The organism is Agrobacterium genomosp. 13 str. CFBP 6927, from assembly GCA_900012615.1.
Classification (GTDB): domain Bacteria; phylum Pseudomonadota; class Alphaproteobacteria; order Rhizobiales; family Rhizobiaceae; genus Agrobacterium.
The window spans coordinates 19,342-35,576 of sequence record LT009756.1; the positions used below are offsets into that span (position 1 = coordinate 19,342).

The window sequence follows — 16,235 nt, forward strand, 5'->3', positions numbered from 1 at the left end:
AAAGCGGAGTATCTCCCGCAAAGCCGCGAAAGCTTTCCCTCCATGTCTGCCGTTGCCGCGAACGTCGCTCCCATTTTCATTCTCATCCTGATCGGCTGGCTGACCGTCAAGGCCGGTCTGTTCAGGGCTGATGCCGGCGAGATTCTCAGCGATTTCGTGTTCAAGATTGCCGTGCCGACTTTGATCTTCCGCACGCTCGCGGAAGCGAATTTTCACGGCGCATCGCCTTTTCGCCTATGGCTCACATATTTTGCGGGTGTCGCCGTGACCTGGACGGTCGGGCATGTCGTCACGCGTTATGTCTTCAAGCAGGATGTCCGCATCGCCGTCATAGCCGGCATCTCCTCGGCCTTTGCCAATAATATCTTCATCGGCCTGCCGCTCGTCGGGCGCTCCGTGGGGGATGAGGGGCTGGTCGCCCTGTCCATTCTGCTGGCCATTCACCTGCCGGTCATGATGATCGCCGGCACGATCCTGATGGAGAACGCCACACACAAGGCGGTTGGCGGCGAAAAGCGCAGCACGGCTGCGGTGTTCAAGCAGGTGGGCCGAAACCTCGTCACCAATCCGCTGGTGATCGGACTTTTCATCGGGCTTTCAACCAATGTTTCCGGTGTAACGCTGACGCCAATCCTCAAGACCGTGGTTGATCAGATCGCCTCCATGGCGGGACCGGCTGCACTCATCTCGCTCGGCATGGCGCTGACGAAATACACCATTCGCGGCAATCTCGGGATCGCCGTTACCATGACGGTTTTCAAGCTGCTGCTTCTGCCCGCCTGCGTGTGGGCCATGGGCCATGGGCTCGGTCTAAGCCGGGAATGGACGGCCGCACTGGTGCTCACCTCTTCCGTGCCGACGGGGGTGAATGCATGGCTGATCGCCAACCGCTTCGGTATCGGCCACAGCGTTGCTGCCTCCACCATCAGCATTTCCACGGCGACCGGTGTTCTTTCCGTGTCGCTGTGGGCATGGCTGCTGAGCTAATTATTTCTGCGCGCTCAGGATCTTGAAGCGTGCGTTGCGGCATACCTCGCCACTGGTGCGGAACTCCGCCGCGAGCACCGGCTCATAGGGCATGCCGCGATTGGCAACCATCAGCAGCTTTCCACCGCTGCGAAGCGCGCCCGCCGCAGCCTTGATGAAGGCCTGACCAAGGGCGGGTTCCGCCGCCTGCCCCGCCGCATGGAAAGGCGGGTTCATGATGATCAGGTCGTATTTTTCCTTCGGCGGTTCGTTTGCCAGATCCTGCCAGAAGAAGCGCGCCGTCAGCCGCGGATTATTCTCGAGAAGATTGGTCTTGGCGAATTCGAGCGCGTTCCAGTCGGCTTCGAAAAGATCGATGCGGGCCGTGCGCGGCGATTTTTCCGCCAGCATGACCGAGAGATAACCCCAGCCTGCACCGAAGTCGGCAGCATTGCCGTCAAAGTCGGTCGGCAGGCGCGATGCGAGAAGCTCCGAACCGTCATCCACCCGGTCATGTGAGAACATGCCGGGCAGGGCGGTGAAACGGCCCGCTACCGTGGCGGCATGCTGGGCAAGCTTTGACACGGCGGATGACACATCGTCCGGCCGTCTGAGCCAGACGGCGACGCCGTGATATTTCGGCGTCGATTCCGCTTCGATGCCAAGCTTTGCAAGCGTCTTGCGCAGCGTCAGAATACCGTCTTCCTTCGATCCGGCAGCGACGATAAGGCCGCCGGCCTTCACGCGCGAAAGTGCTTCGGCGACGCGGTTTTCGTTCTCACCGCGATGTTTGCCGCACAGCAAAAGCGCTGCATCGTAGTCCTCGCCCGAAACATCCGGGGTGACCTCTGCGCCCTGAGCCTGCAAGGCCCGGTAGAGGGGCCTCAGATGCTGGACAGCGACGATCTCCGCATCAAAACCGTCCAGCCGTGGGCCGGCTTCTGCTCCCAGAAACAGAACGCGTTCGCCCTCTTTCGGCATGTCGAGCATTTCTGCGGCGAAGGGATGGAAAAGGGTTTTGACGGCGTCACGGCTCATTGGAGCGTCCTTAAGATCGAGCATTTCCAGTAAAATTGCGTCGCGGTTTTACGCCCGGAAAATGCGTAAAAACAAATAAGTAGAGCGCTTTCGCGTTTCGGAGAAAGGCGGAAACGCTCTAATAGAAAAAAGGCGCGGGCAAAACCCGCGCCTCGAGAGAATCTGGCGGCGCGGCCTTATTCGGCAGCGGCTTCGCCGTCTTCCTTCTTCTTGTCGGCGGCGATTTCCTGGCCGGTTGCCTGGTCGACAACCTTCATGGACAGGCGAACCTTGCCACGCTCGTCGAAGCCCATCAGCTTCACCCAGACCTTGTCGCCTTCCTTGACGACGTCAGAGGTCTTGGCGACACGCTCGGAAGCGAGCTGCGAGATATGAACGAGGCCGTCGCGGGCGCCGAAGAAGTTGACGAAAGCGCCGAAGTCAGCGGTCTTGACGACCGTGCCTTCGTAGATCTGGCCGACTTCCGGTTCTGCAACGATCGAGTGGATCCACTTGCGGGCCGCTTCGATTTCCTTGCCGGAAGAGGAAGCGATCTTGACGGTGCCGTCATCCTCGATGTTGATCTTCGCGCCGGTCTTTTCTACGATTTCGCGAATGACCTTGCCGCCGGAACCGATGACTTCACGAATCTTGTCGACCGGAATGTTCATCACTTCGATGCGCGGTGCGAATTCGCCGAGCTGGCCACGGCTCTCGGTGATGGCGTTGGCCATTTCGCCGAGGATGTGCTTGCGGCCACCCTGTGCCTGCTCCAGAGCGATCTTCATGATCTCTTCGGTGATACCGGCGATCTTGATGTCCATCTGCAGCGAGGTGATGCCGTCGGCAGTACCGGCGACCTTGAAGTCCATGTCGCCGAGGTGATCTTCGTCACCAAGGATGTCGGAGAGAACCGCAAAGCGCTCGCCTTCAAGGATAAGGCCCATGGCGATACCGGCAACCGGCTTTGCCAGCGGAACGCCGGCGTCCATCAGTGCAAGCGAGGTGCCGCAAACCGTTGCCATCGACGAGGAGCCGTTGGACTCGGTGATTTCGGAAACGACGCGCAGCGTATAGGGGAACTGTTCCGCAGTCGGCAGCATCGGGCGGATAGCGCGCCATGCGAGCTTGCCGTGACCGATTTCGCGACGACCCGGGGAGCCCATGCGGCCTGTTTCACCGACCGAGTAGGGCGGGAAGTTGTAATGCAGCAGGAAGCGTTCCTTGTACATGCCGGTGAGGCTGTCGACATACTGCTCGTCTTCGCCGGTGCCGAGGGTCGCAACAACGATCGCCTGGGTTTCGCCGCGGGTAAACAGTGCCGAACCGTGGGTGCGCGGCAGAAGGCCGACTTCCGAGATGATCGGACGAACGGTCGACAGGTCGCGACCGTCGATGCGGCTCTTGGTGTCGAGAACGTTCCAGCGAACGATCTTGGCCTGAAGGTGCTTGAAGACGGCGCCGATTTCTTCCGGGCTGTACTTTGCTTCGCCTTCTTCCGGCAGGAAGTGCGCCTTTACCTTTGCCTTGACCGCGTCGACGGCGGCGTAGCGGGCAGCCTTCTCGGTGATCTTGTAGGCATCGCGCAGTTCGGCTTCGGCGAGCGCCAGCATTTCGTTTTCGAGCGCGGAGAAGTCTTCCGGTTCGAATTCGCGGGGTTCCTTGGCGGCAACTTCGGCGAGCTTGATGATCGCGTCGATGACCGGCTGGAAGCCCTTGTGGCCGAACATGACGGCGCCGAGCATGATGTCTTCGTTGAGTTCCTTGGCTTCCGATTCAACCATCAGAACAGCGTCGGAGGTGCCGGCGACAACCAGATCGAGCGTGGATTCTTCCATCTCGTCGAGATGCGGGTTCAGAACATATTCGCCGTTGATGTAGCCAACGCGCGCGCCGCCGATCGGACCCATGAACGGGATACCGGAAAGGGTCAGCGCAGCCGAAGTGGCGACCATCGACAGAATGTCCGGGTTGTTTTCCAGATCGTGCTGGATAACGGTGACGACAACCTGCGTGTCGTTCTTGTAGCCCTCAGGGAAAAGCGGGCGGATCGGGCGGTCGATCAGGCGCGAAACGAGGGTTTCGTTTTCGCTCGGACGGCCTTCACGCTTGAAGTAACCACCGGGGATCTTGCCGGCTGCGTAGGTCTTTTCCTGATAGTTGACGGTCAGCGGGAAGAAGTCCTGGCCGGGCTTCGGAGACTTTGCGGAAACCACGGTCGCGAGAACCATCGTCTCGCCGTAGGTTGCGATGACGGCGCCGTCAGCCTGACGGGCAACCTTGCCGGTCTCGAGCTTCAGCGGGCGGCCTGCCCATTCGATTTCCACGGAGTGTTGATTGAACATATCTTGTCCTTGTTTGTACTTGCCCGCCTTGTGGGGGCAAAGAACGACGCAATCACGGGCAAGACAGCCGGAGGCTTTCAACGTGCAAGCATCCGGCAATCCTGCCCCATGACAGGTCTGCGGTTGAAAAGGTCGCTCCGGCCCATCCGGGGCTGCCTTATCGTCCGGGGGCCATAGCTGTGGCAAACGCCCGGAAATTACGATGACCTTGAAAAGGTCAGATATAAAAACCGGCGGGTATCTTTGCGAAACCCGCCGGATAAGGTTTTAGCGGCGAATGCCGAGAGCACCGATCAGCTTGCTGTAACGGGCTTCGTCCTTCTTCTTCAGATAGTCGAGAAGCGAACGACGGCTCGAAACCAGCGTCAGAAGGCCACGACGGGAGTGGTTGTCCTTCTTGTGGTCCTTGAAGTGACCGGTGAGGTTGTTGATCCGCTCGGTCAGGATAGCGACCTGAACTTCCGGAGAACCGGTGTCGCCTTCCTTCGTTGCATATTCCTTGATGAGGGCGGCTTTGCGCTCTGCAGTAATCGACATCGGACGATCCTTTCTATTTTAAGGAAATGGGACGCCTGGAGCCGGGATGTCGTCCAGCTCAGGCCATTCGGCAGCAAAGGCAAAGCCCAAGCTGGCGCTGCCTATAAACTATTCCGGGTACAATTGAAAGAGGCGATTGACTGCGCCTCCTTGAGCGTTTCCCGCAAAAGTGTGAAGCGGTTTTCCGTCCGGAAACGCGTAAAACAAATAGTTGGAGCCCGTTTCAGCCGAAAACCCGCTTCGGCCGGAACTCGCCTTCACCGATCTCGCCGATGGCGACCAGCTTGCCATGTGCGGTCGCATAGGCTTCCGGATGATTGGCCGGCGCATCACGCCCGCGCAGCAGGATGGGGTTGCCCATCTTCAGCCGGTGGGCCTGATCGTCATTGATGATGAGGCGGGGAAGGGCGGAAAGCGCCTCGGCCGTGTCGATCAGATAGGCATCCAGCGCTTCCAGTCGCTCGTCGCGATCCTCCACGGCTTCCAGCGCCTTCAGGGTTTCGAGCGGCACCATCATGTCTTCGCCGAAGGGGGCGACCATGGTGCGGCGCAATTGCGAAATATGGCCGTAGCAACCGAGATCATGGCCCATGTCGCGCGCCAGCGCCCGCACATAGGTGCCCTTACCGCATTCCACCTCGAAATGCGCGGTATTGGCGTCCGGGCAGGCAAGCAGCGTCAGACGGTGGATTTCCACCTCGCGTGCCGGAATTTCGACCGTCTCGCCGTCGCGCGCCAGATCATAGGCGCGCTCGCCGGCGATCTTGATGGCGGAGAATTGCGGCGGTGTCTGCTGGATCACGCCGGTATAATTGGGCAGAAGATCGCGGATCGCCTGTTCATCCGGGCGTTGATCGGAAGAGTTGACCACCTCGCCTTCGAGATCGTCGGTCGAGCGCTGCTCGCCCCAGGTGACGGTAAATTCGTAGATTTTCCGGCCGTCCATCACGTAAGGTACGGTCTTGGTCGCATCGCCAAGCGCGATCGGCAGCATGCCGGATGCCAGCGGATCGAGCGTGCCGGCATGGCCCGCCTTCTGGGCGTTGAACAGCCATTTGATCTTGGAAACGGCCTCGGTGGAGCCGAAATCCAGCGGCTTGTCGAGAATGAGCCAGCCGGAAATCGGGCGGCCCTTGGGTTTGCGGTTCTGCTGTTTGCGTGGTTTGGACATGCTTCAGTTCTGTTCGTCGTCTTTTTCGTTTGAAGGTCCAAGATCGCGCTGCACCTCCGGTGACCGCAGGAGTGCGTCGATCTTCTGATAATTGTCGAAACTCGTATCGTCGCGGAAACGCAGTTCCGGCATGTATTTCATCTGCCGAAGCTGCGGGCCAAGGCGGCCGCGCATGAACTTGGCATGACGATTAAGTGCATCGATGATGCCGGTGTGATCGGCAACGCCAAGCGGCGTTACGTAGGCCGTCGCGATCTTCAAATCGGGCGACATACGCACTTCCGAGATCGAAATGACGGTCTTTTCAATAAGATCGTCGCGAACTTCGCCGCGTTGCAGGATTTGCGTCACGGCCGCGCGAACCTGTTCGCCGACGCGCAGCATACGCTGCGAGGGAGCCGATGATGTTGCTTTTGCCATTTCTTTTGCCCCTGCACATCTCCCCCCAATCTTTTTCAGTCGAGGAGGGTGTGTGCAAATCTAGCGCATAGGTCCGAAAATCGAAATCGATTTCCGATGCGAACGATGCGCAGTTTCAAAGTGTTAGAGCGTCCTGACTGCGTCTGAGACGACCAGCGGCGCTCTGGTGTTACGGCGACCTTGCACGCTTCGAGTGATTGAGGGCGCTATAAACAATCGAGCGCCGGCTTGCCGGCGCCCAATTGCGATTTTTATGTATGTTTCAACCGGACGCTTAGAGCGTTCTGGTGATGTGCTCGACGCGGAAGCACTCTATGATATCGCCTGCGCGGATATCTTCGTAGTTCTCGAACGCCATACCGCATTCCTGACCGACCGGCACTTCTGCCACTTCGTCCTTGAAGCGCTTGAGCGTCTTGAGCTTGCCTTCGTGAATGACGACGTTGTCGCGAATGAGACGGACGCCTGCACCACGTTCCACCTTGCCTTCGGTGACGCGGCAACCCGCGACCTTGCCGACCTTGGTGATGTTGAACACTTCGAGGATTTCCGCGTTGCCGAGGAAGGTCTCGCGACGCTCCGGCGACAGCAGGCCCGACATCGCTGCTTTCACGTCATCCACCAGATCGTAGATGATGTTGTAGTAGCGGATCTCGATGCCGGCGCGTTCGGAAGCCGTACGTGCCTGTGCGTTGGCGCGAACGTTGAAGCCGATGATGGCGGCGTTGGATGCCTCGGCAAGCGAGATATCCGATTCCGTGATGGCGCCAGCGCCCGAGTGAACGATACGAGCGCGGACTTCGTCGGTGCCGAGCTTGTCGAGCGAAGCGATAATGGCTTCGACCGAACCCTGCACGTCTGCCTTGATGACCAGCGGGAATTCCTTCATTCCCGAAGTCTGCAGCTGGCTCATCATCTGTTCCAGCGAACCGCGCTGGCCCGTCTGACGTGCGACAGCCTTGTCGCGTGCCAGACGCTGGCGGTACTCGGAAATCTCGCGAGCACGGCTTTCGTTTTCGACAACCGCGAAACGGTCACCGGCAGACGGCGTACCGGAAAGACCGAGAACCTCGACAGGCATGGCCGGACCGGCTTCCTTGACGTGTTCACCCTTGTCGTTGACGAGGGCGCGAACGCGGCCCCACTGGTCGCCAGCCACGATGATCTGGCCAGGCTTCAGCGTACCCTTCTGCACGAGAACGGTGGCAACGGCACCACGGCCGCGGTCGAGTTCCGCTTCGATGACGGTACCTTCTGCGGTACGGTTCGGATCCGCCTTGAGGTCGAGAATTTCAGCCTGCAGCAGGATCGCTTCAAGCAGTTTGTCGAGACCGAGCTGTTTCTTGGCGGAAACTTCCACGTCAAGCACTTCACCGCCCATGGATTCCACGAACACTTCGTGCTGCAGAAGCTGCTGGCGAACCTTTTCAGGGTTTGCTTCGTGCTTGTCGATCTTGTTGATCGCCACGATGATCGGCACGTTGGCTGCCTTGGCGTGATTGATCGATTCAATCGTCTGCGGCATCACGCTGTCGTCAGCGGCAACCACCAGAATGGCAATATCCGTCGCCTGCGCGCCACGGGCACGCATTGCCGTAAAGGCGGCGTGGCCGGGGGTGTCGATGAAGGTGATCTTCTGGCCGTTCTTTTCGACCTGATAGGCACCGATATGCTGGGTGATGCCACCGGCTTCGCCAGCAACCACATTTGCCTGACGGATAGCGTCGAGCAGCGAGGTCTTGCCGTGGTCGACGTGACCCATGATGGTGACCACCGGCGGACGGGAAACCATCTCACCTGCGTCGTCAGCCTGGTTGAAGATGCCTTCTTCAACGTCGGATTCGGACACGCGCTTGACGGTGTGGCCGAACTCGACGGCGATCAGTTCCGCCAGATCGGCGTCGATCACGTCGCCCGGCTTCATCATCTGGCCTTCCTTCATCAGGAACTTGATGACGTCGACGGCGCGCTCGGACATGCGCTGCGACAGTTCCTGAATGGTGATGGTTTCCGGCAGGATCACTTCACGCATGACCTTTTCGCGGGTTTCCTGCATCTGGCTGCGGCGGAATTTCTCCTGACGGCGGCGCATGGATGCCATGGAGCGGCCACGCGGCGTGCCGTCTTCATCCAGATTGGAGGAGGTGACGGTGAGTTTGCCACGACGGCGTTCTTCTTCCGTCTTCAGGCGGGCAGCGGGCTTGGCCGGAACCGGAGCCGCGACCTTGCCGCGGGCCGGAAGGCTGCTGCCGCGACGCGCACCACGATCGTCCTCGTCGTCACCACCGGCACGCCGTCCGCGCGGAGCGACAGCGTCAGGCGTGGCGGGAGCCGAACGGGGAGCGGCGGCAGGCTGAGGACGGGCATCGGCGCGTGGCGCCGGTGCTGCGGCCTGTGCCGGCTTTTCATCGGCCGGTTCGGATTTTGCTTCAGCGGCCGGCTGGCTTGCCGCCACCTTTGCGGCTGCAGCTTCCTCAATGGCGCGGCGTGCTGCCTCTTCCTTTTCGGCGGCGATGCGCTGTTCTTCCTCGACCTTGCGGCGTGCTTCATCTTCAGCGCGCTGCTTGGCTTCCACGACATCGCGGGCCTGCGCTTCCATAAGCGCGCGGCGACGGGCTTCCATCTCGCCTGCGGACAGGTCGTGCAGAACGTTGCCGCGCGGGCGGTCAGGCTGACGCTGCTGAGGTGCGGACGAGCCGGGACGCTGCTGCGACTGAGACGAACCCGGACGCTGCTGCTGGCCGCCTGGCTGGTGAATACGCGGCTGGGGAGCCTGCGGACGCGGTGCCGAAGGCGCCGGAGCTGCTGCTACCGGCTTCGGTGCTGCCACGACAGGCTGAACCGGCTTCTCGTCTTCAGGACGTAAGGGGCGGCGCTTGCGTGTTTCCACGACAACCGCGTTTGTGCGACCTCGACCCATGTCCTGCCGCACGGTGCCCTGATTCATCCCGCCCGGTTTCAGGGTAAGAGTCTTCTTGGCCGGCGCATTGAGTGTCTTGTCGTCGTTGTTGTCGGTCATTCCGTTCCCGTTCCTTCGGACGAAAACCGGATGACGTCCATCAGGCCTCGTCGTTCAATTGCTGCATCGGAACGCGGCGACCGTTCATGTTCGGTAACCGCGTCATTGTTCTGTCCGGGCAGCGTCGCGTTCCGCCTGAGATCGACCGCCAAGACGGTACTGCTCAAGCATCTTTGCGCGCTTCACTACACCCTCACCCGCCTGCCCCGCAAGCGCGCAAGCATGGATAAAAGCATTCTGGCCCATCAACTCGTCCATTTCGGCTCCGCTGAAGAGCCGGAAGGACGGAATTTCATTGCCGGCATCGCTGCCGAGCGCCCAGGCCTTGCGGGCCTGGTCCAGTTTTCTCACGCCGTCGGCCGCGGCATCGGTGGCGTGGAACACGGCAATCGCGTTCCCGGACCGCACGGCGGCATCGACCTTCGTTGCGCCGCTGATGAACTGGCCCGCCTTGCGTGCCATGTTCATCATTCCCGCAAGCTGCTGCGCCATCAGCCGGTCAAGAAGAGCAAGAAGCTCCGGCCCGGCCTTGACGTCACGTTTGAGCGCCCGTGCGAAGAGCTTCTTCGCAATGGCTTTCTCGATCAGGGCGCGCTCGGGTGTTACCCAGCAGCCGCGCCCCGGCAATTGGCGTTTCAGATCCGGAACGACGTTGCCATCCGGCCCTGCGACGAAGCGGATCAGCTCGTCTGGCGATCCGCTTCGCCGTGTCGCAATGCACATACGTCCATTGACGTCGCCCTTGAGCCGCCCGTCCTCATCGGTTTCGGGCAGCTCGTCAGGCTCATGCGCCTGCGATATCATTCCTGTTCGGCGGTATCCGCCTCCTCGGCAGCTTCGAGATCGGCTTCCTCTTCGGAAGCGAGCTCCTCGGCTGTGATCCAGCCTGCCAGAAGACGGGCCTGCACCACCATGTTCTCGGCTTCGACGCGCGATACGTCGAGCTTGGAGAAGATACCTTCGAACTTCTTCGTCTCGCCGTCCTTGCGCTCGCTCCAGCCGACCAGATCGTCCGCGGCGCAGCCGGCAAAGTCTTCGATGGTCTTGATGCCGTCTTCACCCAGCGCAACCATCATCTGCGAGGTCAGGCCGTCGATCTGGCGAAGCTCGTCGGTAACGCCGAGTTCCTTGCGCTTGGCATCCATTTCGGCTTCCAGCCGTTCCAGATATTCGCGGGCGCGGGTCTGGATTTCATCGGCGGTGTCTTCGTCGAAGCCGTCGATCGAGGAAATTTCGTCGAGATCGACATAAGCAAGTTCTTCGACCTGCGCGAAGCCTTCGGAGGCCAGAACCTGGCCGACCATCTCGTCGACGTCGAGCGCGTCCATGAAGAGGGCCGTGCGCTCGTTGAATTCCTTCTGGCGGCGCTCGGATTCTTCCTGCTCGGTCATGATGTCGATATCCCAGCCGGTCAGCTGCGATGCCAGACGAACGTTCTGGCCACGGCGGCCGATGGCGAGCGACAGCTGCTCGTCCGGAACCACCACTTCGATACGCTCGGATTCTTCATCCAGAACGACCTTGGCGACTTCTGCCGGCTGCAGGGCGTTGACGATGAAGGAGGCCGGCTCCTGGCTCCACGGGATGATGTCGATCTTTTCGCCCTGGAGTTCGCCGACAACGGCCTGAACGCGAGAGCCGCGCATACCAACGCAGGCGCCAACCGGATCGATCGACGAGTCGTTCGAGATAACCGCGATCTTGGCGCGCGAACCGGGGTCACGGGCAACCGACTTGATCTGGATAATGCCGTCGTAAATCTCAGGAACTTCCATGGTGAAGAGCTTCACCATGAACTGCGGGTGGGTACGCGACAGGAAAATCTGCGGGCCGCGCTGCTCGCGGCGAACGTCGTAGACGTAAGCGCGAACGCGGTCGCCGTAGCGCATGTTTTCCCGCGGGATCATCTCGTCACGGCGGATGATGCCTTCGCCACGGCCGAGATCGACAATGACATTGCCATATTCGACGCGCTTGACGGTGCCGTTGACGATTTCGCCGATGCGATCCTTGAACTCGTCATACTGGCGGTCACGCTCGGCTTCACGCACCTTCTGCACGATCACCTGCTTGGCGGACTGGGCGGCAATGCGGCCGAAATCCATCGGCGGCAGCGGGTCGGCGATGAAGTCGCCGAGCTTGGCGTCCGGGTTGCGGTCGCGGGCCAGCTCAAGCGGGATCTGGGTCGAATAATCTTCAGCGGCTTCGACAACTTCCAGAAGACGCTGCAGGCGGATTTCGCCGGTCTTGGAGTTGATGTCGGCGCGGATGTTGGTTTCCGAACCATAGCGCGAGCGGGCGGCTTTCTGGATAGCGTCGGCCATTGCGGCAAGCACGATTTCGCGGTCGATGACCTTTTCGCGCGCCACAGCATCGGCAATCTGCAGAAGCTCAAGCCGGTTAGCACTCACTGCCATTTTTCTGTCTCCGTAAGTCGCAAGTTGCGTTGGTGGCCCTTATTGTCGGGCTTTGCGTTGGAATTAGTCTTCGTCTGCTTCGTTTTCGTCGTTCTGGTTTGCGGCGGCGGCCTTGGCCGCCTTGTCTGCCCGCAGCGCATCACGAATAAGATCGTCCGTCAGAATGAGCTTCGCATCGGAAAGCGCGCTGAACGGAATGATGACTGTCGGTTCTTCGCCATAGGCGATCTGGTCGCGTTCCAGCTTGAAGCCGTCCGCATTGACCTCAACGATCTTGCCGCGAAACCGCTTGCGGTTCTCGACCAGAATGGAGGTTTCGACCTTCACCAGATGACCCTGCCAGCGGGTGAAATCCGATTTGCGAACCATCGGCCGGTCGATGCCGGGCGAGGAAACTTCGAGATGATACGCTTTATCGACGGGATCTTCCACATCAAGAACCGGTGAAATCGCCATGGAAATGGCTTCGCAGTCCTGAACGGTCATGGTGCCGTCTTCGCGCTCGGCCATGATCTGAAGCGTCATGCCGTTCTGGTTTGAGAGCCGCACGCGCACCAGAAGATATCCCATGCCCGTCAAAACGGGCTCGATGATCTCGGCGATACGCTGGTCGATGCCCGTTTCGGTTATCAGTCGCGGTTCATATGCGGTGTCTGCCATCTGGCCTTCCGGTCTTTGATTTTCACCGGGCGCTGAAGCCCGTGGTTTCCGGTTCGCCTAACGAAAAAGAGCGGAGCCTTGCGGCCCCACTCTTCATCAAGCGATCAAGAATTTCAGTGGTCATATAGACCCATCGGGGCAGGATTGCAAGGTTTTCGCAGGCAGCCCCGCCTCAGGAATGCCCGCGGCCATATTTTCACCCTTACCGTGTCGGAAAGGCTGGCATGATTGTCGGCACTGTCTATAGTTGCCGTTTGATAAATCGCAGTTGCATTAAGTGGACTGATCGTGCCTGACCGTAAATCGCCACTCGCGCCTTTAAGGCATTTGACTTACAGACGAATCTGGATCGCCAGCCTTGCCTCGAATTTCGGTGGACTGATCCAAGCGGTGGGCGCCGCTTGGATGATGACGTCGCTGTCGAGTTCCGAAAACATGATCGCTCTGGTGCAGGCCTCCACCTCGCTGCCGATCATGATGTTTTCACTGATTTCAGGCGCACTGGCCGATAGTTTTGATCGTCGCCGCATCATGATTTCCGCCCAGCTGCTCATGCTGACGGCTTCGATCCTTCTTACGGTTTTTGCATGGTCCGGTTGGCTCACGCCCTGGCTGCTGCTCTTCTTCACCTTCATGATCGGCTGCGGTACCGCGCTCAACAATCCTTCATGGCAGGCTTCCGTCGGCGAAATGGTGCCGCGAGAGGATTTACCCGCCGCCGTGACGCTGAATAGCGTCGGCTTTAACATCACCCGCAGCGTCGGGCCGGCCATCGGCGGTATCATCGTTGCGGCCGCAGGCGCCGCCGCTGCATTTTTCGTGAATGCGCTCAGTTATTTCACCCTGATCTACGCGCTGTTTCGCTGGCAACCGCCAAAATATGCCTCCACATTGCCGCGCGAACAGCTTCTCGCCGCCATTTCTGCGGGCATGCGTTACGTGGCCATGTCGCCCAATATCGGTAAGGTGCTGGTGCGCGGCTTTCTCTTCGGTCTTTCCGCCAGCGCCATCCTCGCTTTGATGCCGATCGTCGCCCGCGATCTGGTGGAAGGTGGCCCGTTGACCTACGGCGTCATGCTGGGTGCATTTGGTGTCGGCGCCATTGGCGGTGCGCTCATCAGCGCCCGGCTGAGGGAAGTCATGTCCAGCGAATGGATCGTGCGCGTCGCCTTTTTAGGCTTCGCCTTCAGCTCCGGCGTGACGGCAATCAGCACGAGCGCCATCATCACGTCCCTTGTCCTGACGGTTGCCGGCGCCTGCTGGGTTCTGGCGCTTTCGCTGTTCAACACCATCGTCCAGCTCTCCACCCCGCGCTGGGTGGTGGGGCGCGCGCTCTCGCTTTACCAGACGCTGACCTTTGGCGGCATTGCGGTGGGCAGCTGGCTGTGGGGTGAACTCGCGGAAGATTACGGCATTTCCTACTCGCTTCTCTGTTCCTGCGTGCTGATGCTGCTTGGCGTGGTCGTCGGCTTCAAGCTCGCCATGCCCGCCTTTGCCTCGCTCAATCTCGATCCGCTCAATCGCTTCGTGGAGCCGCCGCTGAGGCTGGATATCAAGCCGCGCAGCGGACCCATCGCCATTCTGATCGACTATGAAATTCACGACGAGGATCTCGGCGAATTCCTGCCGCTGATGGCCGAGCGCCGCCGTATCCGCATCCGTGATGGTGCCCGCAACTGGAACCTGATGCGCGATCTGGAAAACCCCGACATCTGGACCGAAAGTTACCATGTGCCGACATGGGTGGAATATGTCCGCCATAACCACCGCCGCACCCAGGCGGATGCGGAGGCCTGGGACAGGCTGCTTGAGCTTCATCGCGGCAAGACACGGCCACGTGTGCACCGGATGATCGAGCGGCAGACCATTCCGCCGACCGATGATATCTTCCACAAGCCCCATACCGACCAGCATTGAGAGGCTGGGAGAGGCAGAAACGGGCCAGGTAAAAAGGCTATTAGGTCCTTGCCATAACCCTCGACGTCATCCTCGGGCTTGTCCCGAGGATCCAACCACGTATCGTTAAATCAATCGGTTGCAGATGCGCGGGACAAGCCCGAGCATGACGACGGAGAGGTTTTCCGACGTCGCCCATAACGTGCTATTTCAGCTTAGCCTTCAGGCTTGCATCTGGAAAACACGTCGGTGAGAGCCCATTCTTGGCCTGCCAGTCGCCGAGTGAACGGCGCGTCTTGAAACCGGCCAGCCCATCTGCCTTGCCGACATCGTAACCCTTGGCCACGAGCGCCTTCTGCATGGCGAGAACATCGGAGCGCAGCATCGATCCGACATTGCCCCACTCACCCTTGAACGGGCCTGCCCCATGGGTGATGCGGTCGGCGAGATTGCCGATGAACAGCGCATAGAGGTCGGAATTATTATATTCCTTGATGACGTAGAAATTTGGCGTCACCACGAATTCCGGCCCATGCCGTCCGGCTGGAACCAGCATCATGCCATCGGCGGATAGGTCGTTGGCCGGAAAGGCTTTTCCGGAAATGCGGGTAATGCCCATCTTCGCCCAGTCGGCCACCGGCCGGGCAAGATCAGGTCCTTCCTGCGCGCAGGAGACATTGGCGGGGATCGAGACTTCGAAACCCCAGTCGCGATTGCGCTGCCAGCCGCGCTGGGAAAGATAGTTCGCTATGGATGCCAGCGCATCCGGCACGGAATTCCAGATATCGCGATGGCCGTCGCCATCGAAATCCACGGCATATTTGAGATAGCTCGACGGCATGAATTGCGGCTGGCCGAGCGCGCCGGCCCAGGAACCCATCATGCGCGAGGCTGCGATATCGCCGCTTTCGACGATCTTCAGCGCATCGATCAGCTCGGTGCGGAACATCTCCTTGCGGGTGGACATATAGGCTTTCGTTGCCAGCACATCGACCACGGAATGCGGCAGTTTCGCCCGGCCAAAACCGGATTCACGGCCCCATATCGCAACGATGATATCGCCGGGCACGCCGTATTTCGCCTCGATCCTGCGCAGCGTCGCCGCATGGGTGGCTGCTAGCGAACGACCGGTGCCGGCCAGCCCCTGCAGCCGTTTTTCGGAGAAATAGGCGCCCGGCGAGGAAAATTCCGCCTGACTCTGGCTCTGTTCCTTCGGGGGCTTCTGGCCGGGAATGACGAGATCGGGCAGGTTCCAGCTGATGGAAAGACCGCTGAGCGTGGCCTCAAGCGTTTTCTGCGATATGCCGGCCTTGCGGGCTTCCGGCCAGATCTCCTTTTTCAGCCAGACGTTAAATTCGGCGTCGTAGCGGGCTGCTGCTGCACCTGTCGGTGCCGACTGCGCCAAAGCCGTCGTTGCTGAAAAAACGGAAAGAAGTGCAGCCAGTGCCTTCGGGGCAAAATGGTTTCGCATTCGGTCTCCTCTTTGAATGACGGGGAGGGAGGCTTCAGATCGTCGTGCGGGCCCTGAGTGCCGCCGTCAAGGTGCCCTCGTCGAGATAATCGAGCTCGCCGCCCACCGGCACGCCATGCGCAAGCCGGGTGATCTTGATACCGAGATCAGAGAGGCGGTCGGTAATGTAATGGGCGGTCGCCTGTCCTTCCACCGTCGCATTGACGGCGATGATGAGCTCGCGGATGCCGCCGACGCTGACGCGGTCGATCAGGCCCTTGATGTTCAAATCCTCCGGACCGACGCCGTCGAGCGGCGACAGCGTGCCGCCCAGCAC

Annotated in this window: 13 protein-coding genes; 2 read left to right on the top strand and 11 right to left on the bottom strand. The window is 60.2% G+C overall.

Features of this window, described 5'->3' with window-relative positions:
- Positions 1-42 precede the first annotated feature (42 nt).
- Positions 43-987 carry an AEC family transporter gene (locus tag AGR13A_RS00095; RefSeq protein ID WP_080832949.1) on the top strand — a complete coding sequence of 315 codons (945 nt, stop codon included), beginning with the start codon at positions 43-45 and terminating at the stop codon, positions 985-987.
- Here the strand turns inward: AGR13A_RS00095 and AGR13A_RS00100 are convergent, their stop codons facing one another.
- The 9 genes from AGR13A_RS00100 to rimP form a co-directional block, all read right to left on the bottom strand.
- Complete coding sequence (locus tag AGR13A_RS00100; RefSeq protein WP_080832951.1) at positions 988-2,004, bottom strand: class I SAM-dependent methyltransferase; 1,017 nt, start codon at positions 2,002-2,004, stop codon at positions 988-990.
- A gap of 176 nt (positions 2,005-2,180) precedes the next feature.
- On the bottom strand, positions 2,181-4,328 hold the full coding sequence (gene pnp / locus AGR13A_RS00105; protein ID WP_035219718.1) for a polyribonucleotide nucleotidyltransferase: 2,148 nt from the start codon (positions 4,326-4,328) through the stop codon (positions 2,181-2,183).
- Between the two features lie 267 nt (positions 4,329-4,595).
- The gene (rpsO, locus tag AGR13A_RS00110) at positions 4,596-4,865 is read right to left on the bottom strand and encodes a 30S ribosomal protein S15 (RefSeq protein ID WP_003492949.1); all 270 of its coding nucleotides are present in this window, start codon (positions 4,863-4,865) and stop codon (positions 4,596-4,598) included.
- A gap of 223 nt (positions 4,866-5,088) precedes the next feature.
- Complete coding sequence (truB, locus tag AGR13A_RS00115; protein WP_035219716.1) at positions 5,089-6,036, bottom strand: tRNA pseudouridine(55) synthase TruB; 948 nt, start codon at positions 6,034-6,036, stop codon at positions 5,089-5,091.
- Between the two features lie 3 nt (positions 6,037-6,039).
- The gene (gene rbfA / locus AGR13A_RS00120; RefSeq protein WP_035219713.1) at positions 6,040-6,456 is read right to left on the bottom strand and encodes a 30S ribosome-binding factor RbfA; all 417 of its coding nucleotides are present in this window, start codon (positions 6,454-6,456) and stop codon (positions 6,040-6,042) included.
- Between the two features lie 274 nt (positions 6,457-6,730).
- A complete protein-coding gene (gene infB / locus AGR13A_RS00125) occupies positions 6,731-9,475 on the bottom strand; it encodes a translation initiation factor IF-2 (RefSeq protein WP_080832953.1) in 2,745 nt (914 codons plus the stop codon).
- A 102-nt stretch (positions 9,476-9,577) separates the two neighbouring features.
- Positions 9,578-10,279 carry an RNA-binding protein gene (locus AGR13A_RS00130; protein ID WP_080832955.1) on the bottom strand — a complete coding sequence of 234 codons (702 nt, stop codon included), beginning with the start codon at positions 10,277-10,279 and terminating at the stop codon, positions 9,578-9,580.
- Positions 10,276-11,892, bottom strand: coding sequence for a transcription termination factor NusA (gene nusA, locus AGR13A_RS00135; RefSeq protein ID WP_035219707.1), 1,617 nt, complete (start codon positions 11,890-11,892; stop codon positions 10,276-10,278). Before nusA ends, AGR13A_RS00130 begins: the two co-directional genes overlap by 4 nt.
- Positions 11,893-11,955: 63 nt before the next feature.
- Positions 11,956-12,552 (bottom strand): ribosome maturation factor RimP, encoded by a 597-nt coding sequence (rimP, locus tag AGR13A_RS00140; protein WP_035219705.1) that lies wholly within the window; start codon positions 12,550-12,552, stop codon positions 11,956-11,958.
- A 288-nt stretch (positions 12,553-12,840) separates the two neighbouring features.
- On the opposite strand from rimP, the gene AGR13A_RS00145 reads away from it, so the two are divergent.
- Positions 12,841-14,469 carry an MFS transporter gene (locus AGR13A_RS00145; RefSeq protein ID WP_080832957.1) on the top strand — a complete coding sequence of 543 codons (1,629 nt, stop codon included), beginning with the start codon at positions 12,841-12,843 and terminating at the stop codon, positions 14,467-14,469.
- A gap of 184 nt (positions 14,470-14,653) precedes the next feature.
- Here the strand turns inward: AGR13A_RS00145 and AGR13A_RS00150 are convergent, their stop codons facing one another.
- Together AGR13A_RS00150 and AGR13A_RS00155 are read right to left on the bottom strand one after the other, a co-directional pair.
- Positions 14,654-15,919 (bottom strand): lytic murein transglycosylase, encoded by a 1,266-nt coding sequence (locus AGR13A_RS00150; RefSeq protein WP_080832959.1) that lies wholly within the window; start codon positions 15,917-15,919, stop codon positions 14,654-14,656.
- 34 nt (positions 15,920-15,953) lie between these two features.
- The coding region (locus AGR13A_RS00155) for a toprim domain-containing protein (protein ID WP_080832962.1) at positions 15,954-16,235 on the bottom strand (282 nt) is incomplete at its 5' end.